Annotated in this window: 16 protein-coding genes; 6 read left to right on the top strand and 10 right to left on the bottom strand. The window is 71.0% G+C overall.

Going from position 1 to position 16,292, the window contains the following annotated elements; genetic code table 11:
• Positions 1 to 46 precede the first annotated feature (46 nt).
• Positions 47 to 1,018, bottom strand: coding sequence for an SMP-30/gluconolactonase/LRE family protein (locus ABT367_RS17760; RefSeq protein WP_352254023.1), 972 nt, complete (start codon positions 1,016 to 1,018; stop codon positions 47 to 49).
• Positions 1,019 to 1,314: 296 nt separating this feature from the next.
• On the opposite strand from ABT367_RS17760, the gene ABT367_RS17765 reads away from it, so the two are divergent.
• Together ABT367_RS17765 and ABT367_RS17770 are read left to right on the top strand one after the other, a co-directional pair.
• Positions 1,315 to 2,223, top strand: coding sequence for an ATP-binding cassette domain-containing protein (locus tag ABT367_RS17765; protein ID WP_352254024.1), 909 nt, complete (start codon positions 1,315 to 1,317; stop codon positions 2,221 to 2,223).
• Positions 2,220 to 3,068, top strand: coding sequence for an ABC transporter permease subunit (locus ABT367_RS17770; RefSeq protein ID WP_352254025.1), 849 nt, complete (start codon positions 2,220 to 2,222; stop codon positions 3,066 to 3,068). The genes ABT367_RS17765 and ABT367_RS17770 overlap by 4 nt, the downstream gene beginning before the upstream one ends.
• 174 nt (positions 3,069 to 3,242) lie before the next feature.
• Here ABT367_RS17770 and ABT367_RS17775 read toward each other — a convergent pair whose 3' ends face one another.
• Both ABT367_RS17775 and abc-f read right to left on the bottom strand, forming a co-directional pair.
• Positions 3,243 to 4,937, bottom strand: coding sequence for an ABC-F family ATP-binding cassette domain-containing protein (locus ABT367_RS17775; RefSeq protein WP_352254026.1), 1,695 nt, complete (start codon positions 4,935 to 4,937; stop codon positions 3,243 to 3,245).
• A gap of 80 nt (positions 4,938 to 5,017) precedes the next feature.
• On the bottom strand, positions 5,018 to 6,652 hold the full coding sequence (gene abc-f / locus ABT367_RS17780; RefSeq protein ID WP_352254027.1) for a ribosomal protection-like ABC-F family protein: 1,635 nt from the start codon (positions 6,650 to 6,652) through the stop codon (positions 5,018 to 5,020).
• A gap of 329 nt (positions 6,653 to 6,981) precedes the next feature.
• On the opposite strand from abc-f, the gene ABT367_RS17785 reads away from it, so the two are divergent.
• On the top strand, positions 6,982 to 7,404 hold the full coding sequence (locus ABT367_RS17785; protein ID WP_352254028.1) for a ribonuclease domain-containing protein: 423 nt from the start codon (positions 6,982 to 6,984) through the stop codon (positions 7,402 to 7,404).
• Between the two features lie 30 nt (positions 7,405 to 7,434).
• Here the strand turns inward: ABT367_RS17785 and ABT367_RS17790 are convergent, their stop codons facing one another.
• Entirely contained in the window at positions 7,435 to 7,635 is a 201-nt protein-coding gene (locus ABT367_RS17790; protein ID WP_352254029.1) for a hypothetical protein, read from the bottom strand.
• 148 nt (positions 7,636 to 7,783) lie between these two features.
• Here ABT367_RS17790 and ABT367_RS17795 point away from each other — a divergent pair, with 148 nt between their 5' ends.
• Positions 7,784 to 9,061 carry a sensor histidine kinase gene (locus ABT367_RS17795; protein WP_352254030.1) on the top strand — a complete coding sequence of 426 codons (1,278 nt, stop codon included), beginning with the start codon at positions 7,784 to 7,786 and terminating at the stop codon, positions 9,059 to 9,061.
• A 15-nt stretch (positions 9,062 to 9,076) separates the two neighbouring features.
• Here the strand turns inward: ABT367_RS17795 and ABT367_RS17800 are convergent, their stop codons facing one another.
• Genes ABT367_RS17800 through ABT367_RS17810 form a run of 3 tightly spaced genes read right to left on the bottom strand, consistent with a single transcriptional unit; the run spans position 9,077 to position 12,731 of the window.
• The gene (locus tag ABT367_RS17800) at positions 9,077 to 9,673 is read right to left on the bottom strand and encodes a TetR/AcrR family transcriptional regulator (protein WP_352254031.1); all 597 of its coding nucleotides are present in this window, start codon (positions 9,671 to 9,673) and stop codon (positions 9,077 to 9,079) included.
• Between the two features lie 8 nt (positions 9,674 to 9,681).
• Positions 9,682 to 11,175, bottom strand: a complete 1,494-nt coding sequence (locus ABT367_RS17805; protein WP_352254032.1) for a PQQ-binding-like beta-propeller repeat protein — start codon at positions 11,173 to 11,175, stop codon at positions 9,682 to 9,684.
• Positions 11,172 to 12,731: a PQQ-binding-like beta-propeller repeat protein gene (locus ABT367_RS17810; RefSeq protein WP_352254033.1), complete on the bottom strand. Its 1,560-nt coding sequence runs from the start codon at positions 12,729 to 12,731 to the stop codon at positions 11,172 to 11,174. The genes ABT367_RS17805 and ABT367_RS17810 overlap by 4 nt, the downstream gene beginning before the upstream one ends.
• 130 nt (positions 12,732 to 12,861) lie before the next feature.
• On the opposite strand from ABT367_RS17810, the gene ABT367_RS17815 reads away from it, so the two are divergent.
• Positions 12,862 to 13,527, top strand: a complete 666-nt coding sequence (locus tag ABT367_RS17815) for a response regulator transcription factor (protein ID WP_352254034.1) — start codon at positions 12,862 to 12,864, stop codon at positions 13,525 to 13,527.
• A gap of 49 nt (positions 13,528 to 13,576) precedes the next feature.
• A complete protein-coding gene (locus tag ABT367_RS17820; RefSeq protein ID WP_352254035.1) occupies positions 13,577 to 14,113 on the top strand; it encodes a GyrI-like domain-containing protein in 537 nt (178 codons plus the stop codon).
• 15 nt (positions 14,114 to 14,128) lie between these two features.
• Here ABT367_RS17820 and ABT367_RS17825 read toward each other — a convergent pair whose 3' ends face one another.
• From ABT367_RS17825 to ABT367_RS17835, 3 genes are all read right to left on the bottom strand, one after another.
• The gene (locus tag ABT367_RS17825; RefSeq protein WP_352254036.1) at positions 14,129 to 14,371 is read right to left on the bottom strand and encodes a hypothetical protein; all 243 of its coding nucleotides are present in this window, start codon (positions 14,369 to 14,371) and stop codon (positions 14,129 to 14,131) included.
• 10 nt (positions 14,372 to 14,381) lie between these two features.
• A complete protein-coding gene (locus ABT367_RS17830) occupies positions 14,382 to 14,816 on the bottom strand; it encodes a DUF6892 domain-containing protein (RefSeq protein ID WP_352254037.1) in 435 nt (144 codons plus the stop codon).
• A 99-nt stretch (positions 14,817 to 14,915) separates the two neighbouring features.
• Positions 14,916 to 16,280: a GH1 family beta-glucosidase gene (locus tag ABT367_RS17835; protein WP_352254038.1), complete on the bottom strand. Its 1,365-nt coding sequence runs from the start codon at positions 16,278 to 16,280 to the stop codon at positions 14,916 to 14,918.
• Between the last annotated feature and the right edge of the window lie 12 nt (positions 16,281 to 16,292).

Here is a 16,292-nt window from a genome sequence, read left to right on the forward strand (position 1 = left end):
GGACGTGACTCCCGGGTGCCGCCTGTGTGCCGCCCGTGCCCCGATGTCAGAGGGAGACCGCGACCGCGTTGTACGTGGTCTCGGGCGTCGGCGGTGTCGTGAAGCGCGCGTTGACCAGGTAGAGCCGCTCGCCGAAGCGGGCGGCGGTCGTGGGCACGTCGAAGCGCGGGTCCGTGATCGTCCTGCGCAGGGTGGCCGTGGTGACCCGCTCGTCGAGGTCCCAGACGCTGATCAGGTTGAGCCGGTTCTGCACCACGTACAAGGTGCGGCCGATGCGCCACAGGCCGTCGCCGTTGAGCACCGTGTCCTGGCCGACCAGTGCGATCTTCGTGGCGTGCCCCGTCCCGGGGTCGACGCGGTACAGCTCGCCCGGCGTGCTCTTCACCACGATCAGTCCGCGGCCGTCGGGTGTGCCGACGATCCCGTTGGCGTTGTTGACGTCGGGCAGCTGCACCCAGTCGCCGGTCAGCGGCAGGGTGCGGATCCCGCCGGTGCGCCCGCCTTGCGGTACGCCGTACAGGAACGCAGCGCGCGAGTCGGTGAACCAGGCGCGGTCGCCGAGGAGCGTCACGTCGTTGATGAAGTGGCCGCTCGCTTCGGACAGTCGGTGGGTGACCAGGAGCTCGCCGGTGCGGGCGTGGTGCACGCGCGCGACACCGGTGTTCCCGGCCACGTACAGGAGTCCGTCCCCGCTCACCTTCAGGCCGACGGAGATCAGGCCGGTGCCTCCGGGGAAGAGGATCTTCCCCTTGCCCGTGCGCAGGTCGGTGCGGTGGATCGCGCCGTTGGCGCGCGAGCCCGTATAGGCGTACGGGCCGCGGCCGATGGCGATGCCTTCGGGCAGCCAGCCGTTCGGGAGCGGGAACTCCGTCGGCCAGGTGCTCTTCGGGGCCGCCTGCGCCGTACCGGCGCCGGCCGTCACGGCCAGGGCGGCCGCGGCGGCGCCGCCGAGCACGGAGCGTCGGGAGGGGAGGAAGAGGGGCGAGTCGGTGGTCGGGCGAGGGTGAGGCGCGTTCATGGTGGGGCCTCCGCGGTGTCGTCGTGTGGGCAGCCGGACCTCAACTGCCGTGGCAGGAAAGCGAGTTAGCAAGCGCTTTCGCACGCTTCTCTCCGTCCTGCGCCCCGACCGCCTCCGTTGTCACACCGGGCGTGCCGTTCCGGCCACACGCCGCGACCCCTGGCGCGCCGTTCCGGCCACACGCCGCGACCCCTGGCCGTCGGCCCCCGGGTGTACGCCCCGGGGCTACCCGGACACGGCGAATGTGTCCGGCGGCCCGATGCCCGGCAGGGCCCCGCTCGGCGACCTTGGAGCACATGATCGAAGTCAGCGAACTCACCAAGCGCTACGGGGACACCACCGCCGTCCGCGCCCTCTCCTTCACCGTCCGCCCGGGCCATGTCACCGGCTTCCTGGGCCCGAACGGCGCCGGCAAGACCACCACCCTGCGCCTGCTCCTCGGCCTCAACACCCCCACCTCCGGCACGGCCACCATCGGCGGCCGGGAGTTCGGCGCCGCACGCCGCGGCCTGCGTCACGTCGGCGCCCTCCTCGACGCCCAGGACGTGCACGGCGGCCGCACCGCGCGCGCCCACCTCAAGGCCCTCGCCGCGAGCAACGGCATCGCGCGCCGCCGGGTCGGCGAGGTCCTCGGCGAAGTGGGTCTCGGGGAGGTCGCGGCCCGCCGGATCGGCGGGTTCTCGCTCGGCATGAAGCAGCGCCTCGGGATCGCCGCCGCGCTGCTCGGCGACCCGTCCGTGCTCGTCTTCGACGAACCCCTCAACGGGCTCGACCCGGAAGGGGTGCAGTGGCTGCGCGCCCTCCTGCGCCGCCTCGCCGCCGAAGGCCGTACGGTCTTCGTCTCCAGCCATCAGATGTCCGAAATGGAGCTCTGCGCCGAGCAGTTGGTCGTGATCGGCCGCGGTGAGCTGATCGCCGCGGAGAGCCTCGCCGCCTTCGCGGCCCGCGCCACGCGTCAGGGTGTACGGGTACGGACGCGCGATCCCGGACGGCTGGCGGCAGCGCTGCGCGCGGACGGCGCCGAGGTGGTGTCCGGGGAGCGGGAGCTGACCGTCACCGGCGCCGCGGCCGAGCGCATCGGGGAGCTCGCGCTGCGCGAGGGCGTGGTGCTCAGTGAACTCGCGCCGCAGAAAGCCTCGTTGGAGCAGGCCTTCATGGAACTGACCGCCGACAGCGTCGACTACCTCGCGGGAGAGCCCCGATGACCACCGCCGTACCGCAGGCCGCCGCCCCGGCGCGGTTCCGTCATCTCCTCACCGCCGAGTGGATCAAGCTCTGGTCGCTGCGCTCCACCTACTGGGTGCTCGGTGCCGGAGCACTGACCGTCGTCGGGATCAACGCGAACTCCGCGTACTCCAACGCCGACCGCCTCTCGCGGATGCCCGCGGAGCCGTCCGCCCCGCCGCCGGGCATGCCCGAGAAGCCGTTGATGGCCTTCGACGCCCTGCACACCGCCTTCCTCGACCCCGCCTGGCAGATCTTCATGGTCGTGGCCTGCAGCGTCGGCGCGATCGCGGTGTTCGGCGAGTACACCAGCGGCGTCATCCGTACGACGCTGACCGCCGTGCCCGACCGGCGCGCCGTCATCCTCGCCAAGGCCGCCGTGGTGACAGGGGTGATGACGGTGCTCGGCGCGGTGGTCGCGTGCGCCGGCCTCCTCCTGACGCAGTTCCTGCTGCGCGACCACGGCGGTGTCTCCCTCGCCGACCCCGACGCCCTGCGGGCCGTCGCCGGCTCCGCGCTGCTCGCCCCGCTGTGCGCGCTGGTCGGCATGGCGATCGGCGCTCTCGTACGGCATGCCGCGGGCGCGATCGTCGGGGCGATCCTGACGCTGCTGCTCCTGCCGGCGCTGTTCCAGGGCGAGACCTACCGCTGGGTCGCGGAGATCGGCAACGCGATGCCGCTGAGCGCATGGGAGGCGCTCACCGGAAACCACTGGGGCGGGGGCAGGTATCCGGTGACCGTGGCGGAGGCGTGGGTGGTCTACACGGCGTGGGCGGCCTGTGCGCTGCTCGTGGCGGTCGAGGCCGTACGGCGGCGGGATGTGTGAGGGCGGGCGGCGCGTGAACTCCCCGGCAGTGTCCGGAAGTTGACGCGCCGCCCGCGGCGGCCGGGAGCCGAGGCGCAGGCCTCGCCCTCGCGGCGCCCGGAAGTTCAGGCGTCGTGCCTCGCGGCGCCCGGAAGTTCAGGCGTCGTGCCTCGCGGCGCCCGGGAGCCAGGCGGATCACCGCTCCAGGTGCATCCGCCGCCCCTCCCACCGCCGCCGCAGCCAGCGGTCGTGGCTCGCCACGACGATCACGCCGGGGCCGGAGCCCAGCGCATCCTCCAGTTCATCGCACAGGACGGGGGAGAGGTGGTTGGTCGGCTCGTCGAGCAGCAGCAGCCGCGGTGGACGGGCCACCAGCAGCGCCAGGGCCAGGCGGCGGCGCTGGCCCACGGACAGCTGCCCGGCGGGCTTGTCCAGATCCGCCTCGGCCAGCAGGCCCAGGGAGCCGAGCGGTACCTTTTCGGCGCGCGCCGGGCCCAACTCCCGCTCGTAGACGGCCCGGGCGGTGCGGTCGGGGCGCGCGAACACGGTGTCCTGGGCGAGCATCCCGACCGTGAGGTCCGGCTGCCGGTACAGCTCACCCTCGGCAGGGAGCCGTCCCGCGAGCACGGCGAGCAGCGTGGACTTGCCCGCACCGTTGCCTCCCGTGACCAGCAGCCGGTCCGTCTCCCGCAGGTCCAGGTCCACCGCCGCGAGCCGCCCGGGCACCCGCACTTGACGCAGGGACACGAGCGGACGGTCCTCCGCCGGAGCGGCCGGAGCGGCCGGGGTCGCCGAGGTCTCGGGGGCCGGCGAATCCGCCGAAACCCCCACCCCCTCCACCGCGCCGCAGGTCGCCAGTTCCCCGCCCGAGAACCGCAGCGGGCGCGGCGGCTCGGCGACCCGGGTGCGCTCCAACTCCTCCAGCCTGCGGGCCGCATTGCGGACCCGGCGCGAGATCTGGTGCTGTACCCGGCCCGCCCGGCGCCCGTACCCCATCTTCTCGTTGTCGGTGCGCCAGCGGTTCGGTGCGACCCGGTGCGCGGTCACGCCCGCCGAGTGCCGCAGCTCGCCCAGGAGTTCCTGTTCCTCGGCGAACCGCCGCTCCCAGCGCTCCCGTTCGGCCCGCTTCTCGGCGAGATACGCGCTGTAGCCGCCGCCGAACCTGACCGGCCCGTCCACCGCCGGATCGAGGTCGATCAGATCGGTGCAGACCGCGTCAAGGAACGCACGGTCATGGCCGGCGGCAAGCACCGTGCCGGGCAGCGAGCGCAGTTGCTCCTCCAGGAATGCGGCCGCGCCGTCGTCCAGATGGTTCGTCGGCTCGTCGAGCAGCAGCGCCGAGGGCCGCCGTACGAGCAGCGCGGCCAGCGCGAGGCGGCCGCGCTGCCCGCCGGAGAGCGAACCGAGCGTACGGTCGCGGCCGAACCCGCCGAGCCCGAGACCGTCGAGCACGAGATCCGCACGGCGGTCGGCGTCCCAGGACTCACGGTCCTGGGCCTGCTCGAGCCTTTTGCCGTACGCGTCGAGCAGCAGCGGATGTTCGGGATCCTCCTCCGGGAGCCGGGCAAGTTCCTCGCCGAGCCGTTCGAGTTCGGCGAGATCCTCGCGGGCCTCGCGCAACGCCTCGTCAAGCACGGTGGCGATGGTCGACTCACTGTCGTACGGCAGTTCCTGGTGCAGAAAGCCCAGGTCGGCGGGGCGTGTGACACTGCCGGAATCGGGTTCGTCCACGCCCGCGAGCAGGCGGAGGAGCGTGGACTTGCCGACGCCGTTCTCACCGATCAGGCCGATGCGGTGGCCGGGCGAAGCGGTCAGTGAGATGCCGTCGAGGATGCGCCTCCCGGCGAGGTTGCGGACGAGTTCGTGGGCGATCAGAGCGGTCTTGGGCATCGGACACCATCCAAGGTGGGAGCCGTACGGCCCGCCGGGCAAAGCGGCCTCGGGCGCGGGCCACTGCACACGCCGACGGCTCACACAGCGGGAGCTCCCGTTTCGGTGAGGGTCCCGTCGGCCAGCCGCAGCCAGCGGTCCACGCCGATCTCGGCGAGGAAGCGCTCGTCATGGCTGATCACCATGAACGCGCCCTGATACGAGGTGAGCGCGCTCTCCAACTGGCCCGCGCCGACCAGGTCCAGGTTGTTGGTGGGCTCGTCGAGCAGCAGCAACTGAGGTGCGGGTTCGGCGCACAGCACACAGGCCAGGGTGGCGCGCAGCCGCTCGCCGCCGGAGAGCACTCCGACCGGCAGATGGGCCCCCGCACCACGGAACAGGAAGCGCGCGAGGAGGTTCATCCGCTCCGCGGCGGGCCGCTCCGGTGCGAACGCGGCGAAGTTCTCCGCCACCGTACGGTCCGGATCCAGCAGATCGAGGCGCTGTGAGAGATAGGCGATCCGGCCGTCGGCCCGCTTGATCTCCCCGCTGTCCGGGGCGAGTTCACCGGTGATCAGCCGCAACAGGGTGGTCTTGCCGGCGCCGTTGGGTCCGCTCAGCGCGATGCGCTCCGGCCCGCGGACGGTCAGATCCACACCCCCGGGAGCGAACACGGCCTCGTCCCCCAGCCGGACCTGCATCTGTTCACCGAGCAGGAGCGTGCGTCCGGCGGGCACCTGCGTATCGGGCAGGTCCAGGACCAGACGCTGCTCGTCCCGCAACGCACGCCCCGCCTCGTCGAGCCGCGCCTTGGCCTCGCCGACCCGCGAGGCGTGCATCTGCCCGGCCCGGCCCGCGGACTCCTGTGCGCCGCGCTTCATGTTCCCGGCGAAGATCCGGGGCAGCCCGGCGCTCTTGAGGTTCTTCGCGGCATTGCTCGCCCGCCGCTCGGCGCGCTCACGGGCCTGCTGAAGCTCCCGCTTCTCGCGCTTCAGCTCCTGCTCGGCGCTGCGCACGTTCTTCTCGGCGACCTCCTGCTCGGCCCGTACCGCTTCCTCGTACGCGGTGAAGTCACCCCCGTACAGGCGTAGTTCACCGCTGCCGAGTTCGGCGATGCGCTCCATGCGGTCGAGCAGCGCACGGTCGTGGCTGACCAGGAGCAGGGTGCCGGAGAAATCCTCGAGGGCGTGGTGGAGGTGGTGCCTGGCCTCGGTGTCGAGGTTGTTGGTGGGCTCGTCGAGCAGCAGGACGTCGGGCCGCTTCAGGAGCTGGGCGGCGAGTCCGAGCGAGACGACCTGGCCGCCGCTGAGGGTGCCGAGGCGGCGGTCGAGGGCGAGTGAGACCAGGCCCAGGCGGTCGAGCTGCGCGCGGGTGCGCTCCTCGATGTCCCAGTCGTCGCCGATGGTGGTGAAGTGCTCCTCGTCGACATCCCCGGACTCGACGGCGTCCAGGGCGCGGATCACTTCGGCGATGCCGAGCACCTCGGCGACCGTGAGACTGCCGGTGAGAGGAAGGCTCTGCGGGAGATAGCCGAGGGTGCCGCCGACCGACACCGACCCGGAGGCGGGCCTGAGTTCACCGGCGATCAGCTTGAGCAGGGTGGACTTGCCCGCGCCGTTGGGGGCGACCAGGCCGGTGCGGCCGGGCGTGACGGTGAACGACAGATCCTGGAAGACCGGGGTGTCGTCGGGCCAGGAGAAGGAGAGGGAGGAGCAGACGACGGAGGCGTCGAACATGGAGAGGTGACCTCATGCGGCGTACGGGCAGCAGGCAGACCACTGCCCTGGGCAGATGGGGGAAAGGGGTACGACGGGACGGACCCGCGTCGGCGGCGCTCCTGTGCGCCGGCCGGGGGCCGTCAGCTCCGGATCTCACCCGGAGATGTCGTCGTCACCCGCCACGTCTGCCACTCCTTGTTGCGCGATCAACGTCCCCGTCAGCGTAACAGCCGGCGCCGCGGTGGCGCGATGTGCCAACGCGGTGAGGGTGAACTCCCGGAGAATTCACAGGAGTTCACCGCCTTGGCGTTGACACCTCAGGGTCTACGCGCGTCATCCTGAGGGGCATGCGAATCCCCCCACGTATCACCGCAGCCCTGACCCTGTCCGCCGCGCTGCTCCTCGGTGGAGCGGCCCCGATGGCCACCGCGGCCACAGCGGCGCCCACGCCCGCCCCGGTCGCCGGCGCCTTCACCGCCGCCGCCGTCGGCGACATCTGCTACTCGGCGCTGCCGAGCCAGGCCCACGACACCCTGGACCTGATCGAGGCCGGCGGGCCCTTCCCGTATCCGCAGGACGGCACCGTGTTCCAGAACCGGGAGGGCCTGCTGCCCGGCCAGTCCTCCGGCTACTACCACGAGTACACGGTGGAGACCCCCGGCTCCCCCGACCGCGGCGCGCGCCGCATCGTCACCGGTGAGGAGCAGCAGGAGGACTACTACACCGCCGACCACTACGCGTCGTTCGACCTGGTCGACTACGCCTGCTGACCCCGCCGGTGCGGCGGCCGGGGGCGCGGTTCAGGACTTCGCGCTCTCGGCCGCCGCGAACAGCGCCACGGAGAGCGCGATGGCCGAGATGCCGGCGTAGAGCTCCCATCCGTCGAAGAAGCTCAGCCGCTGGATGAAGCCCCACCGCACCCAGTGGAAGAGCTCGTAGACCACTGCGCCCACGCCCTGGAAGAGCAGGATCGCGCCGAGAAACTGCAGAAGACCTTTCATGGGGACGAGCCTGCACGCGCGAGTAGGGAGCGGGCATCGGCCGACGGGCGAGAGCGCCATGGCCGAAGGTCGGTGCGGTCGAGACTTTGGTCTACGGCAGGCCTCGGGAGACCCCGCAGGCGCCGATACCTGCGTAAATTTATCGACTATGAGCTGGAGCAAGAGCAGGTCGCCGTCCGCGGACGCACCCTCGCCGCGCGACTACCGCTGGCCCAGCCTGCTGCCCTCGGCGGTCGCCGACGAGTTCGACCCGGACCGGGCCGCGCGCAACGGCGGCAGGCCCCGGCGTACCGCCCGGGACTGGATCGTCGACTTCCTCTGCTTCCTCGTCGCCGTCTTCATCGGCATGATCGGCGCGGACGCCATCAGCAAGAACCCGAACGTCTCCGAGAACATCGCCCACCTCGACCAGCTGATCGGCGCCGTCGCCTGCGCCGCGGTCTGGCTCCGCCGCCGCTGGCCGGTGGGCCTCGCGATCGCGATGATCCCGGTGAGCGTCCTCTCGGACACGGCGGGCGGCGCCTCGGCGGTCGCCCTGTTCACGCTCGCGGTGCACCGCCCCTTCCGGTACGTCGCATGGATCGGCGGCATCATGACCGCGCTGGTCCCGTTCATCTACGTGCTGCGCCCCGACGCGGACATCCCCTACGGGGTGGCCGTCGCGCTGGCCGTGATGCTCAGCCTGACCGTGGTCGCCTGGGGCATGTTCGTACGCTCCCGTCGCCAGCTCCTGCTGTCGCTGCGCGACCGTGCGCTGCGGGCCGAGACGGAGGCCGAGCTGCGGGCGGAACAGGCCCAGCGCCTGGCCCGCGAGGCGATCGCCCGCGAGATGCACGATGTGCTCGCACACCGGCTCACCCTCCTGAGCGTGCACGCCGGCGCCCTCGAGTTCCGCCCCGACGCCCCGCAGGCCGAGGTCGCCCGGGCCGCAGGGGTCATCCGCGACAGCGCACACGAGGCGCTACAGGATCTGCGCGAGATCATCGGCGTGCTGCGGGCCAACGAGCCGGCCGAGGAGTCGGGGCGGCCCCAGCCCACCCTCACCGAGCTCGACCAGCTCGTCGCCGAATCCCGTGAGGCCGGCATGGAGGTCCGCCTCGACAGCGGCGTCGAGGACCCCAAGACCGTCCCCGCCGCCACCGGCCGCAACGCGTACCGCATCGCGCAGGAGGCCCTGACCAACGCCCGCAAGCACGCGCCCGGCGCCGAGGTCGCCATCAGCGTGACCGGCGCCCCGGGCCAGGGCCTCACTCTCGACATCCGCAACCCACCGCCGCCCGGTGAGGTGCCGCACGTCCCCGGTTCGGGCCAGGGGCTGATCGGTCTCACCGAACGGGCCACCCTCGCCGGCGGGCGCCTCGACCACGGCGAGGAGGCGGACGGCGGCTTCCGGGTCCACGCATGGCTCCCGTGGCTGGAGCGCTGACCTCACCACCGTGCGCTACGGCCGCACCGACCGCCAGATCCGGTCCGGCAACTCCCGTACCGCCTCGTCGAGATCGAGCTCCGCGAAGGTGTGCGTCAGGGACCGCCGAGCCGTCTCGATGACCGGCCCGAGCACCAGGATCTCGAGCAGCGGCTCCGGCAGCGGCGCGATCTCCCCGGCCTCGATCCGCGGCGCCATCCACGCGGCGATCCGCCCGAACTTCTCGTCCTTCAGCGCCCGGATCTCCTCGGCGTGCGTGGCCAGATGACCCGAGTACGAGGAGGCGTGCAGGAACAGCGCGGCGTCCCGGTGCTCCTGGATGAACCGCAGATACGTCCGCACCAGCGCCTGGATCCCGGTCCTCGTGGTGCGCGTGCGGTACAGCGCGTCGATCATCTCGTCGCAGACCTGCGCCATGCAGCGGCAGTACAGCGCGGCCGCGAGCCCGCCGAAACTGCCGAAGTGGTGGTAGAGACTGCCGAGGCTCACCCCGCTCGCCGACGTGACCGCGCCCACCGTGAACCCCTCATGACCGTGCTCGGCGTACACCCGCAGTGCACAGGTCAGGAGATGGTCCACGGTGGCCGCGCCACGCTGCTGTTTGGGGGACATCGGCCTCCTCAGCCGGCCGGCGCTGCGCCGAACGCGGCGGCCAGGTAGGGCGGTTCGAACTTCGAGTAGGGCGGTCTGATGTACAGCTCGGCCGTGAACAACCGGCCGTTCGCGTAACGGAATTCGACCGTTCCCGGTGAGAAGTGCCGCAGGACCGAGGCGCCTTCGTCATCCGGGGACACGCTGAGGTAGACCGACTGCTTGAAGGTCCGCCCATCGATCCTGACCACCTGCCCAGGAGTGCTGGTCGACCCCATCCTGTACGCGAGCAGATCACGTCCGTCCATGCGGAGGAGCAGCAAAGGTGTCTTGCCGCCGGAGTCCGCACGCTGCCCCGTGGCCTTCCCGGTCGCCAGGTCGTACGAGACAATCTCGTTCACCGCACCGACCTTGCCGGACTCGGAGCGTGGCGCGGTCGTCAGATACAGCCGGTCGTTGCCCACCGCCAGCGCCGGGCACTCGGACTGCGCCTCGATCGTGCAGGTCTTCATGGTGCGTCCCGGATCCACCGCGATCTTGCTGCGCAGGGTCCCCTTGCGCCGGTCGATCGAGAAGAAGTCCGTGAGCTTCATCTTGTCCGAGAAGGCCGCGACGACCAGCGGATCGGAGGAAGCGATCTTCGCGAAACCGAGATCGGGCGGCATCTTGTACGTGAAGCGGGGCCGGCCGCCGTCGGACAGGAGCTGCACCTGTGCGCGCTGGTCGCCTTCCTGGCCGCAGACCTGCAGAGCGACGAGATCCTCGCCGCCTCCGTACGCCATGTCGTAGCAGGGTTTTCCGGGCTGGGGCTGCCAGCGCAGCTTGCCGGTCGCGAGATCGAAGGCGGCACCGCCGTCGTCTCCGGCGACGGCCACCTTGCCGGCGCCGACCGCGATCTGATGGAAGACCTGCTTGCCGCCGGAGATCTTGACGCTGTCGCGCCACAGCAGCATCCCGGCGTTCAGATCGAGCGCGGCGACCTCCGTGCACGGCTTGTACTTGCCGTCCTCGCCCGGCATCCCGTCCTGGAACAGAATCCCGGTGCGCCCCTCGTCCAACTGCTGCGTATAGCCGCAGACCTGGCCCCCGAGCGCGATCTCCCAGACCTGCCGGCCGCTCTTCACATCGAAGCCGACGACCTTCCCGATGCCGGTCTTCACATACGTGTCCTCGGTGACCCAGGAGCCGGGCGCCACGAAGAAGTCGCCCTTGCCGACCGGGGGATCGGGCACCTCGAACAGCAGCCCGGCCTTGGTGTCGGCCGGCTTCTTCTCCGTGCCGGGCCCGTCGAACCTGGCCTCCTGCTGCTTGTCGTCGGCAGGAGCTTCGTCGTCACCGCCCAGACCGAGCCAGACCCCGCCGCCCACGAGCAGTGCGAGGGCGACGGCGGCGGCGACGATCCACCGCAGGCGGCTGTGCGCGGGGCGGCGGTCCGGGGCGGGCGGCCCAGGAGGTGGGGCCGCCAGGAAGGGCGGGGGCGTCACCGGGGGGCCGAAACCGGGCGGCGGAGGCGGCTGGCTCATGAGGCACTCCCGTAGGAAAGCAGCCGTGCCTGTTCACCCGCGTCGTCGCCGGAGAGCAGGGAGTTCGACAGGAAGAACCGGCCGCCGTGGTAGGCGTACACGCCCGCCATCGCCTCGTACTCGAGCGGCATTGCCGTCTTTCCGAACTTCAGCACCGTCTTGGGTGTGCCGCCCTTCGGCCCGATGCGTACGATCCGGCCGGGCATGTCCGGCCTGCCCTTCACGTACGCGATCAGCGAGGATCCCGAGGCCACGACCGGCAGGTACTCCCGCTTTCCTTCGGGCACCGAGGCCCACTTGACCTTGCCGGTGCCGAGATCGAAGGCGACGATCCGTGTCGGGCCGAGAGCCTCCGGGTCGGCCGACTTGGTCGCCAGGTAGAAGGTGTCCTTTCCGGCGACGCCGCCGATGCAGTTCTGCGTGCCGCGCCCCGAGTCCCCGGCGCCCGCACAGACATCGAACTTGAACTTGCCGCCGTTGAGCGACGACCGCAGTTTGCCCTTGCCCGTCAGGGCGATCAACGACCAGTTGAACTGGTCGGCGGACTCATGGACGGACACGACCAGCGGGTTCACTGAGTAGACCTTGCCGAACTTCCAGGGCATGACCTTCTTGGTCTTCTTGTCCTTGAGCTGGTAACGCCACCTGATCTTGCCGGACTTGGGGTCGACCTCCTTGATCTGCCCGATCACGTCCTTCTTGCCCATGCACCAGTCGAGGACCAGGAGCTTGGGGCCGCCCGCGACGTCATTCGGGTAGCAGCCGCCCGTCTTCTCCTTGCCGAGCCTGAACAGCGGCTTGCCGTCGGAGACTTGGTAGGCGTCGGCCATCATGTTGCGGCCCACCGTCACCGTGTTCCCGGTGATGGCCAGGTGGATGATGATCGTGCTGTCCTCGGAGCCCTTCTCCTCGAGCTTCTTGCGCCAGCCGCCGGCCCCCTTCTTCAGATCGATCATCTGCAGGTGGTTGCAGGTGCCCTTCGATTTGCCGGGATCGCGGTACGCGACGACCACCTTGCCGTCCGTCGTGGGATTCACCGGGGTGTCGCAGACCTCGGCGGGCAGTGGAATGCTCCAGGCCTTGGTGCCGTCGGCGACCTTGTACGCGGTCACCTCCCGGTACAGGGCCTGGACCACGAGTCCGTCGGTGAACCACAGATCATGGGCCAGGGAGTTGCCGCCCGGCAGATCCTGCTCGTTCTTCGCGTACCAGGCCTTCGCCTCGCCCTTCGCCAGGCCCGCGTTGATGTCCTCGGGCAGCGCGGGCCCCGTCGGCTTCGGCTTGCCCGGCGTGGCCGACTCGGACGGCTTCTTCGCGTCCCCGTCGGCCACACCGGGCCGCGGCTTCTTCCCGTCCCCGTCGCCGCCGAGCGCGTACACCCCGGAGCCGACGAGCAGCAGTGCCGCGACGGCCGCACCGGCCACGAGCACCGTCCGGCGCTCCCAGCGCGGCATCCGCGAGGCCAGGCTGCGCCTTGGCCGGCTGTTGCTGTGCGAGAACTGGGACAGTGGCTGTGCGTCAGGACCGCGCTCCGGCGGTGGCGGCGGCTGGCTCATCGATGGATCCCCCACGTGGTCAACTCCCCGTTTCTGGAAGTAATTTCCAGAAGTTCGTTCTGGTCGACGGTCAGAGTAGCGACCTCGCGCGGACAGAGTGGTCCGTTCACGAGGGGATACCGTGGTCGCCATGAACGTGATCCGTCTGCTTCTCGTCGACGACGACCCCCTGGTCCGGGCCGGGCTCTCCTTCATGCTCGGCGGCAGCGAGGACATCGAGATCGTCGGTGAGGCGGCGGACGGCAGCGAGGTGGCCGCGCTCGTGGACCGCACCCGGCCCGATGTGGTCCTGATGGACATCCGGATGCCCGAGGTCGACGGCCTTGCCGCCACGGAGGAGCTGCGGGCCCGCAAGGACGCCCCGGAGGTCGTCGTGCTCACCACGTTCCACGCCGATGATCAGGTGCTGCGGGCGCTGCGCGCGGGCGCGGCCGGCTTCGTGCTGAAGGACACTCCGCCCGCCGAGATCATCGCGGCGGTACGCCGGGTCGCGGCCGGGGAACCGGTGCTCTCGCCCGCGGTCACGCGCCAGCTGATCACGCAGGCGGCGAGCCCGGACGCGTACGGCGGACGGCGGCAGACGGCCCGTGAGCGGATCACCGCGCTCGCCGAACGGGAGCGGGATGTCGCCGTCGCGGTCGGCCGGGGGAAGTCCAACGCGGAGATCGCACAGGAGCTCTTCATGAGCGTCGCCACCGTGAAAGCCCACGTCAGCCGCATCCTCACCAAACTGGACCTGAACAACCGCGTCCAGATCGCCCTGCTCGCCCACGACGCGGGGCTTCTGGAGGACTAGGCGCGTCCGCCGGGGTGCGCGGTGCCGGACCGCCCGGCAGTATCGGCGCATGGGGACACAACCGCGCATCGTGGAGCGGTCCGCGCAGCCGTTCGTCGGCGTCCGGGGCCGCGTGACCTGGTCGACCTTCGGTCTGATCGCCGACCGGCTGCCCGAGATCGTCGGCCTGCTCGCCGAGCGGGGCGTCGCACCGGTCGACGGACCGTTCTTCAAGTACGAGCTGATCGACCCCTCGGACCTGGAGCGGGAGCTCGAGGTGGTGGCCGGGGTACCGGTCCACGAGCGTGTACGCATCCCGTCCGCCGATGTGTTCGCGGGCACCCTGCCCGCGGGGCGGTATGCGACGGTCCACCACATCGGCCACCCCGACAAACTGCTCGGCGTCGCCGCCTCCCTGCTCAAGTGGGGACACGCCAAGGGCATGAGGTGGGACATGGCCCGTACCGACGAGGGTGAGGTGTGGGGCTGCCGGCTGGAGAGCTATCACACCGATCCGCGTCTGGAGCCGGACCTGGAGAAGTGGGAGATAGAGCTCTCGTTCCGGCTCGCGGATGACCAGGTCACCGCGGTGCGGTCAGGCCATTAGGTCATCGCGGTGCCGTCAGGGCGTCACGGGGGTGCGCGCACCGTCGAGGAAGACGGCGAGACCCGTGTCGAAGTCCATGGCGGAGGGCACGAACAGCAGTGTCTCGTCCGGGGCGACGTAGACCTTGCCCCCACCGCGTCCGCGCTGGACGACGCACACCCCCGCGCCGTCCGCCAGCTCGATGACGTTCGGTTCCGCGCCCTGCGTGGGTGCGCCGAGAAACGCGATGCCGACCCTGGCCAGGTGTTCCGGTCCCATGGCCCGCACCTCAGTCGGTCTCGATGCCACGCGCGGCGAGCCGCTCCCGCTTGTCCGGTGCGCGGAGCGTGCCGTCGTCCACGAACGTGACCCGCTTGAGGTTGGGGAGCAGGGCGAGGTCGTCCAGTGAGCGGATGTCGAAGAGCTCGTCCTCGCCGCCCCAGGCCGGCGCGCAGTGCCAGTAGATGTCCAGGCCCGCGTCGAAGCAGAGTTCCTCGACGCCCGCGAGCAACTCTTCGCCGATCTCCAGGGCCTCGAAGTACCGGCGGGACACGTCGAGGACCTCGAGGTCGAGCTCGTTGCGGAGCACATAGGACGCGGGGTCGCCGATCCCCTGCTCCTGCATGCGGGAACCGAGGTCGTACGCGGGGGTGAGGACCCGCTGCCCGTACATGAGCTCGTCTATGACGACCAACTTGAAGTTGAAGTCCTTGAATTCGGCCATGCCGGGATGTCTATCACGGGCCTGGCGTGGCTCCGGAAGGCGGGAGCAGCACGGCAAGGATGGGCCGCCACCCGTACGGCGGCGGCCCATCCGCTCGGCTCACGCCGCCTTGCGCCCACGTGCCCGGTGCCCCGCGATCAGCTCCGCGTACCGCCGGCCGCTGCCCTTGACGGTGCGCCGCTGCGTCGCGTAGTCGACGTGGACGAGTCCGAAGCGCTTGTCGTAGCCGTACGCCCACTCGAAGTTGTCGAGCAGCGACCACGCGAAGTACCCGGCCAGCGGTGCGCCGCCCGCGACCGCGCGGGCGCAGGCCGCGAGGTGCTCCTCCAGGTACCGGGTGCGCTCGGGGTCGAGCACGCTGCCGTCGGGGCCCGGGGTGTCCACGTACGCGGAGCCGTTCTCCGTGACGTACAGCCTGCGCGGTGCGTACTCGCGGGTGACCCGCAGCAGGATGTCCTCCAGGCTCTGGGCGTGCACCTCCCAGTCCATGTACGTGGTGGGCGCACCCTCGACCGGCACCTGCCGCGCGAAGGGGGCGGGTCCGGTGGGGTCGTCCTCGACGACCTGGCGGAAGTAGAAGTTCACGCCGAGCCAGTCGAGTGGCGCGGCGATCAGCTCCAAGTCGCCCTCCTTGACCGGAAGTTCGACGCCGTACACATCCAGCATGTCCTGCGGGTAGCCGCGCCCGAAGACCGGGTCGAGCCACCAGCGGTTGGTGTGGCCGTCCGCGCGCCGTGCCGCCTCGACGTCCTCGGGGCGGTCGGAGGCCGGGACGATCGGGCTGAGGTTGTTCACGATGCCCACCCGTGCGCCGGGGACTGTCGCACGCAGCGCCTGCGTCGCGAGGCCGTGGCCGAGGTGCAGATGGTACGAGGCGCGGACGGCCTGTTCGAGATCCCTCACGCCGGGGGCCATCCGGCCCTCCAGGTGGCCGATCCACGCCGAGCAGAGCGGCTCGTTGAGCGTGCACCAGTCCTTGACCCGGTCGCCCAGTTTCTCGCCGAGCACCGCCGCGTACTCGGCGAACCGCTCGGCCGTACCGCGCTCGGGCCAGCCGCCGCGGTCCTGCTGCCACTGCGGCAAGTCCCAGTGGTACAGGGTGAGATGAGGGGTGATGCCCGCCTCGCACAGGCCGTCGACCAGCCGGTCGTAGAAGGCGAGGCCCTCGGCGTTCACCACGCCGTCGGCGCCCGGTACGACGCGCGGCCAGGCGACCGAGAAGCGGTAGGCGTCCGTGCCGAGTTCACGCATCAGGGCGAGGTCCTCGGGCCAGCGGTGGTAGTGGTCGCAGGCGACGTCACCGTGGTCGTTCCCGTCGATCTTGCCCGGCGTATGGGAGAAGGTGTCCCAGATCGAAGGGGAGCGGCCGTCCTCGGCGACGGCGCCCTCGATCTGGTACGCCGAGGTGGCCGTCCCCCAGACGAAGTCCGCGGGCAGGGGGCGAAGGTCGTCAGCCGAAGTCACGAAGTGCCTTTC

It is taken from the genome of Streptomyces mesophilus (genome assembly GCF_040300965.1).
In the GTDB taxonomy this organism is placed as follows: Bacteria; Actinomycetota; Actinomycetes; order Streptomycetales; family Streptomycetaceae; genus Streptomyces; species Streptomyces mesophilus_A.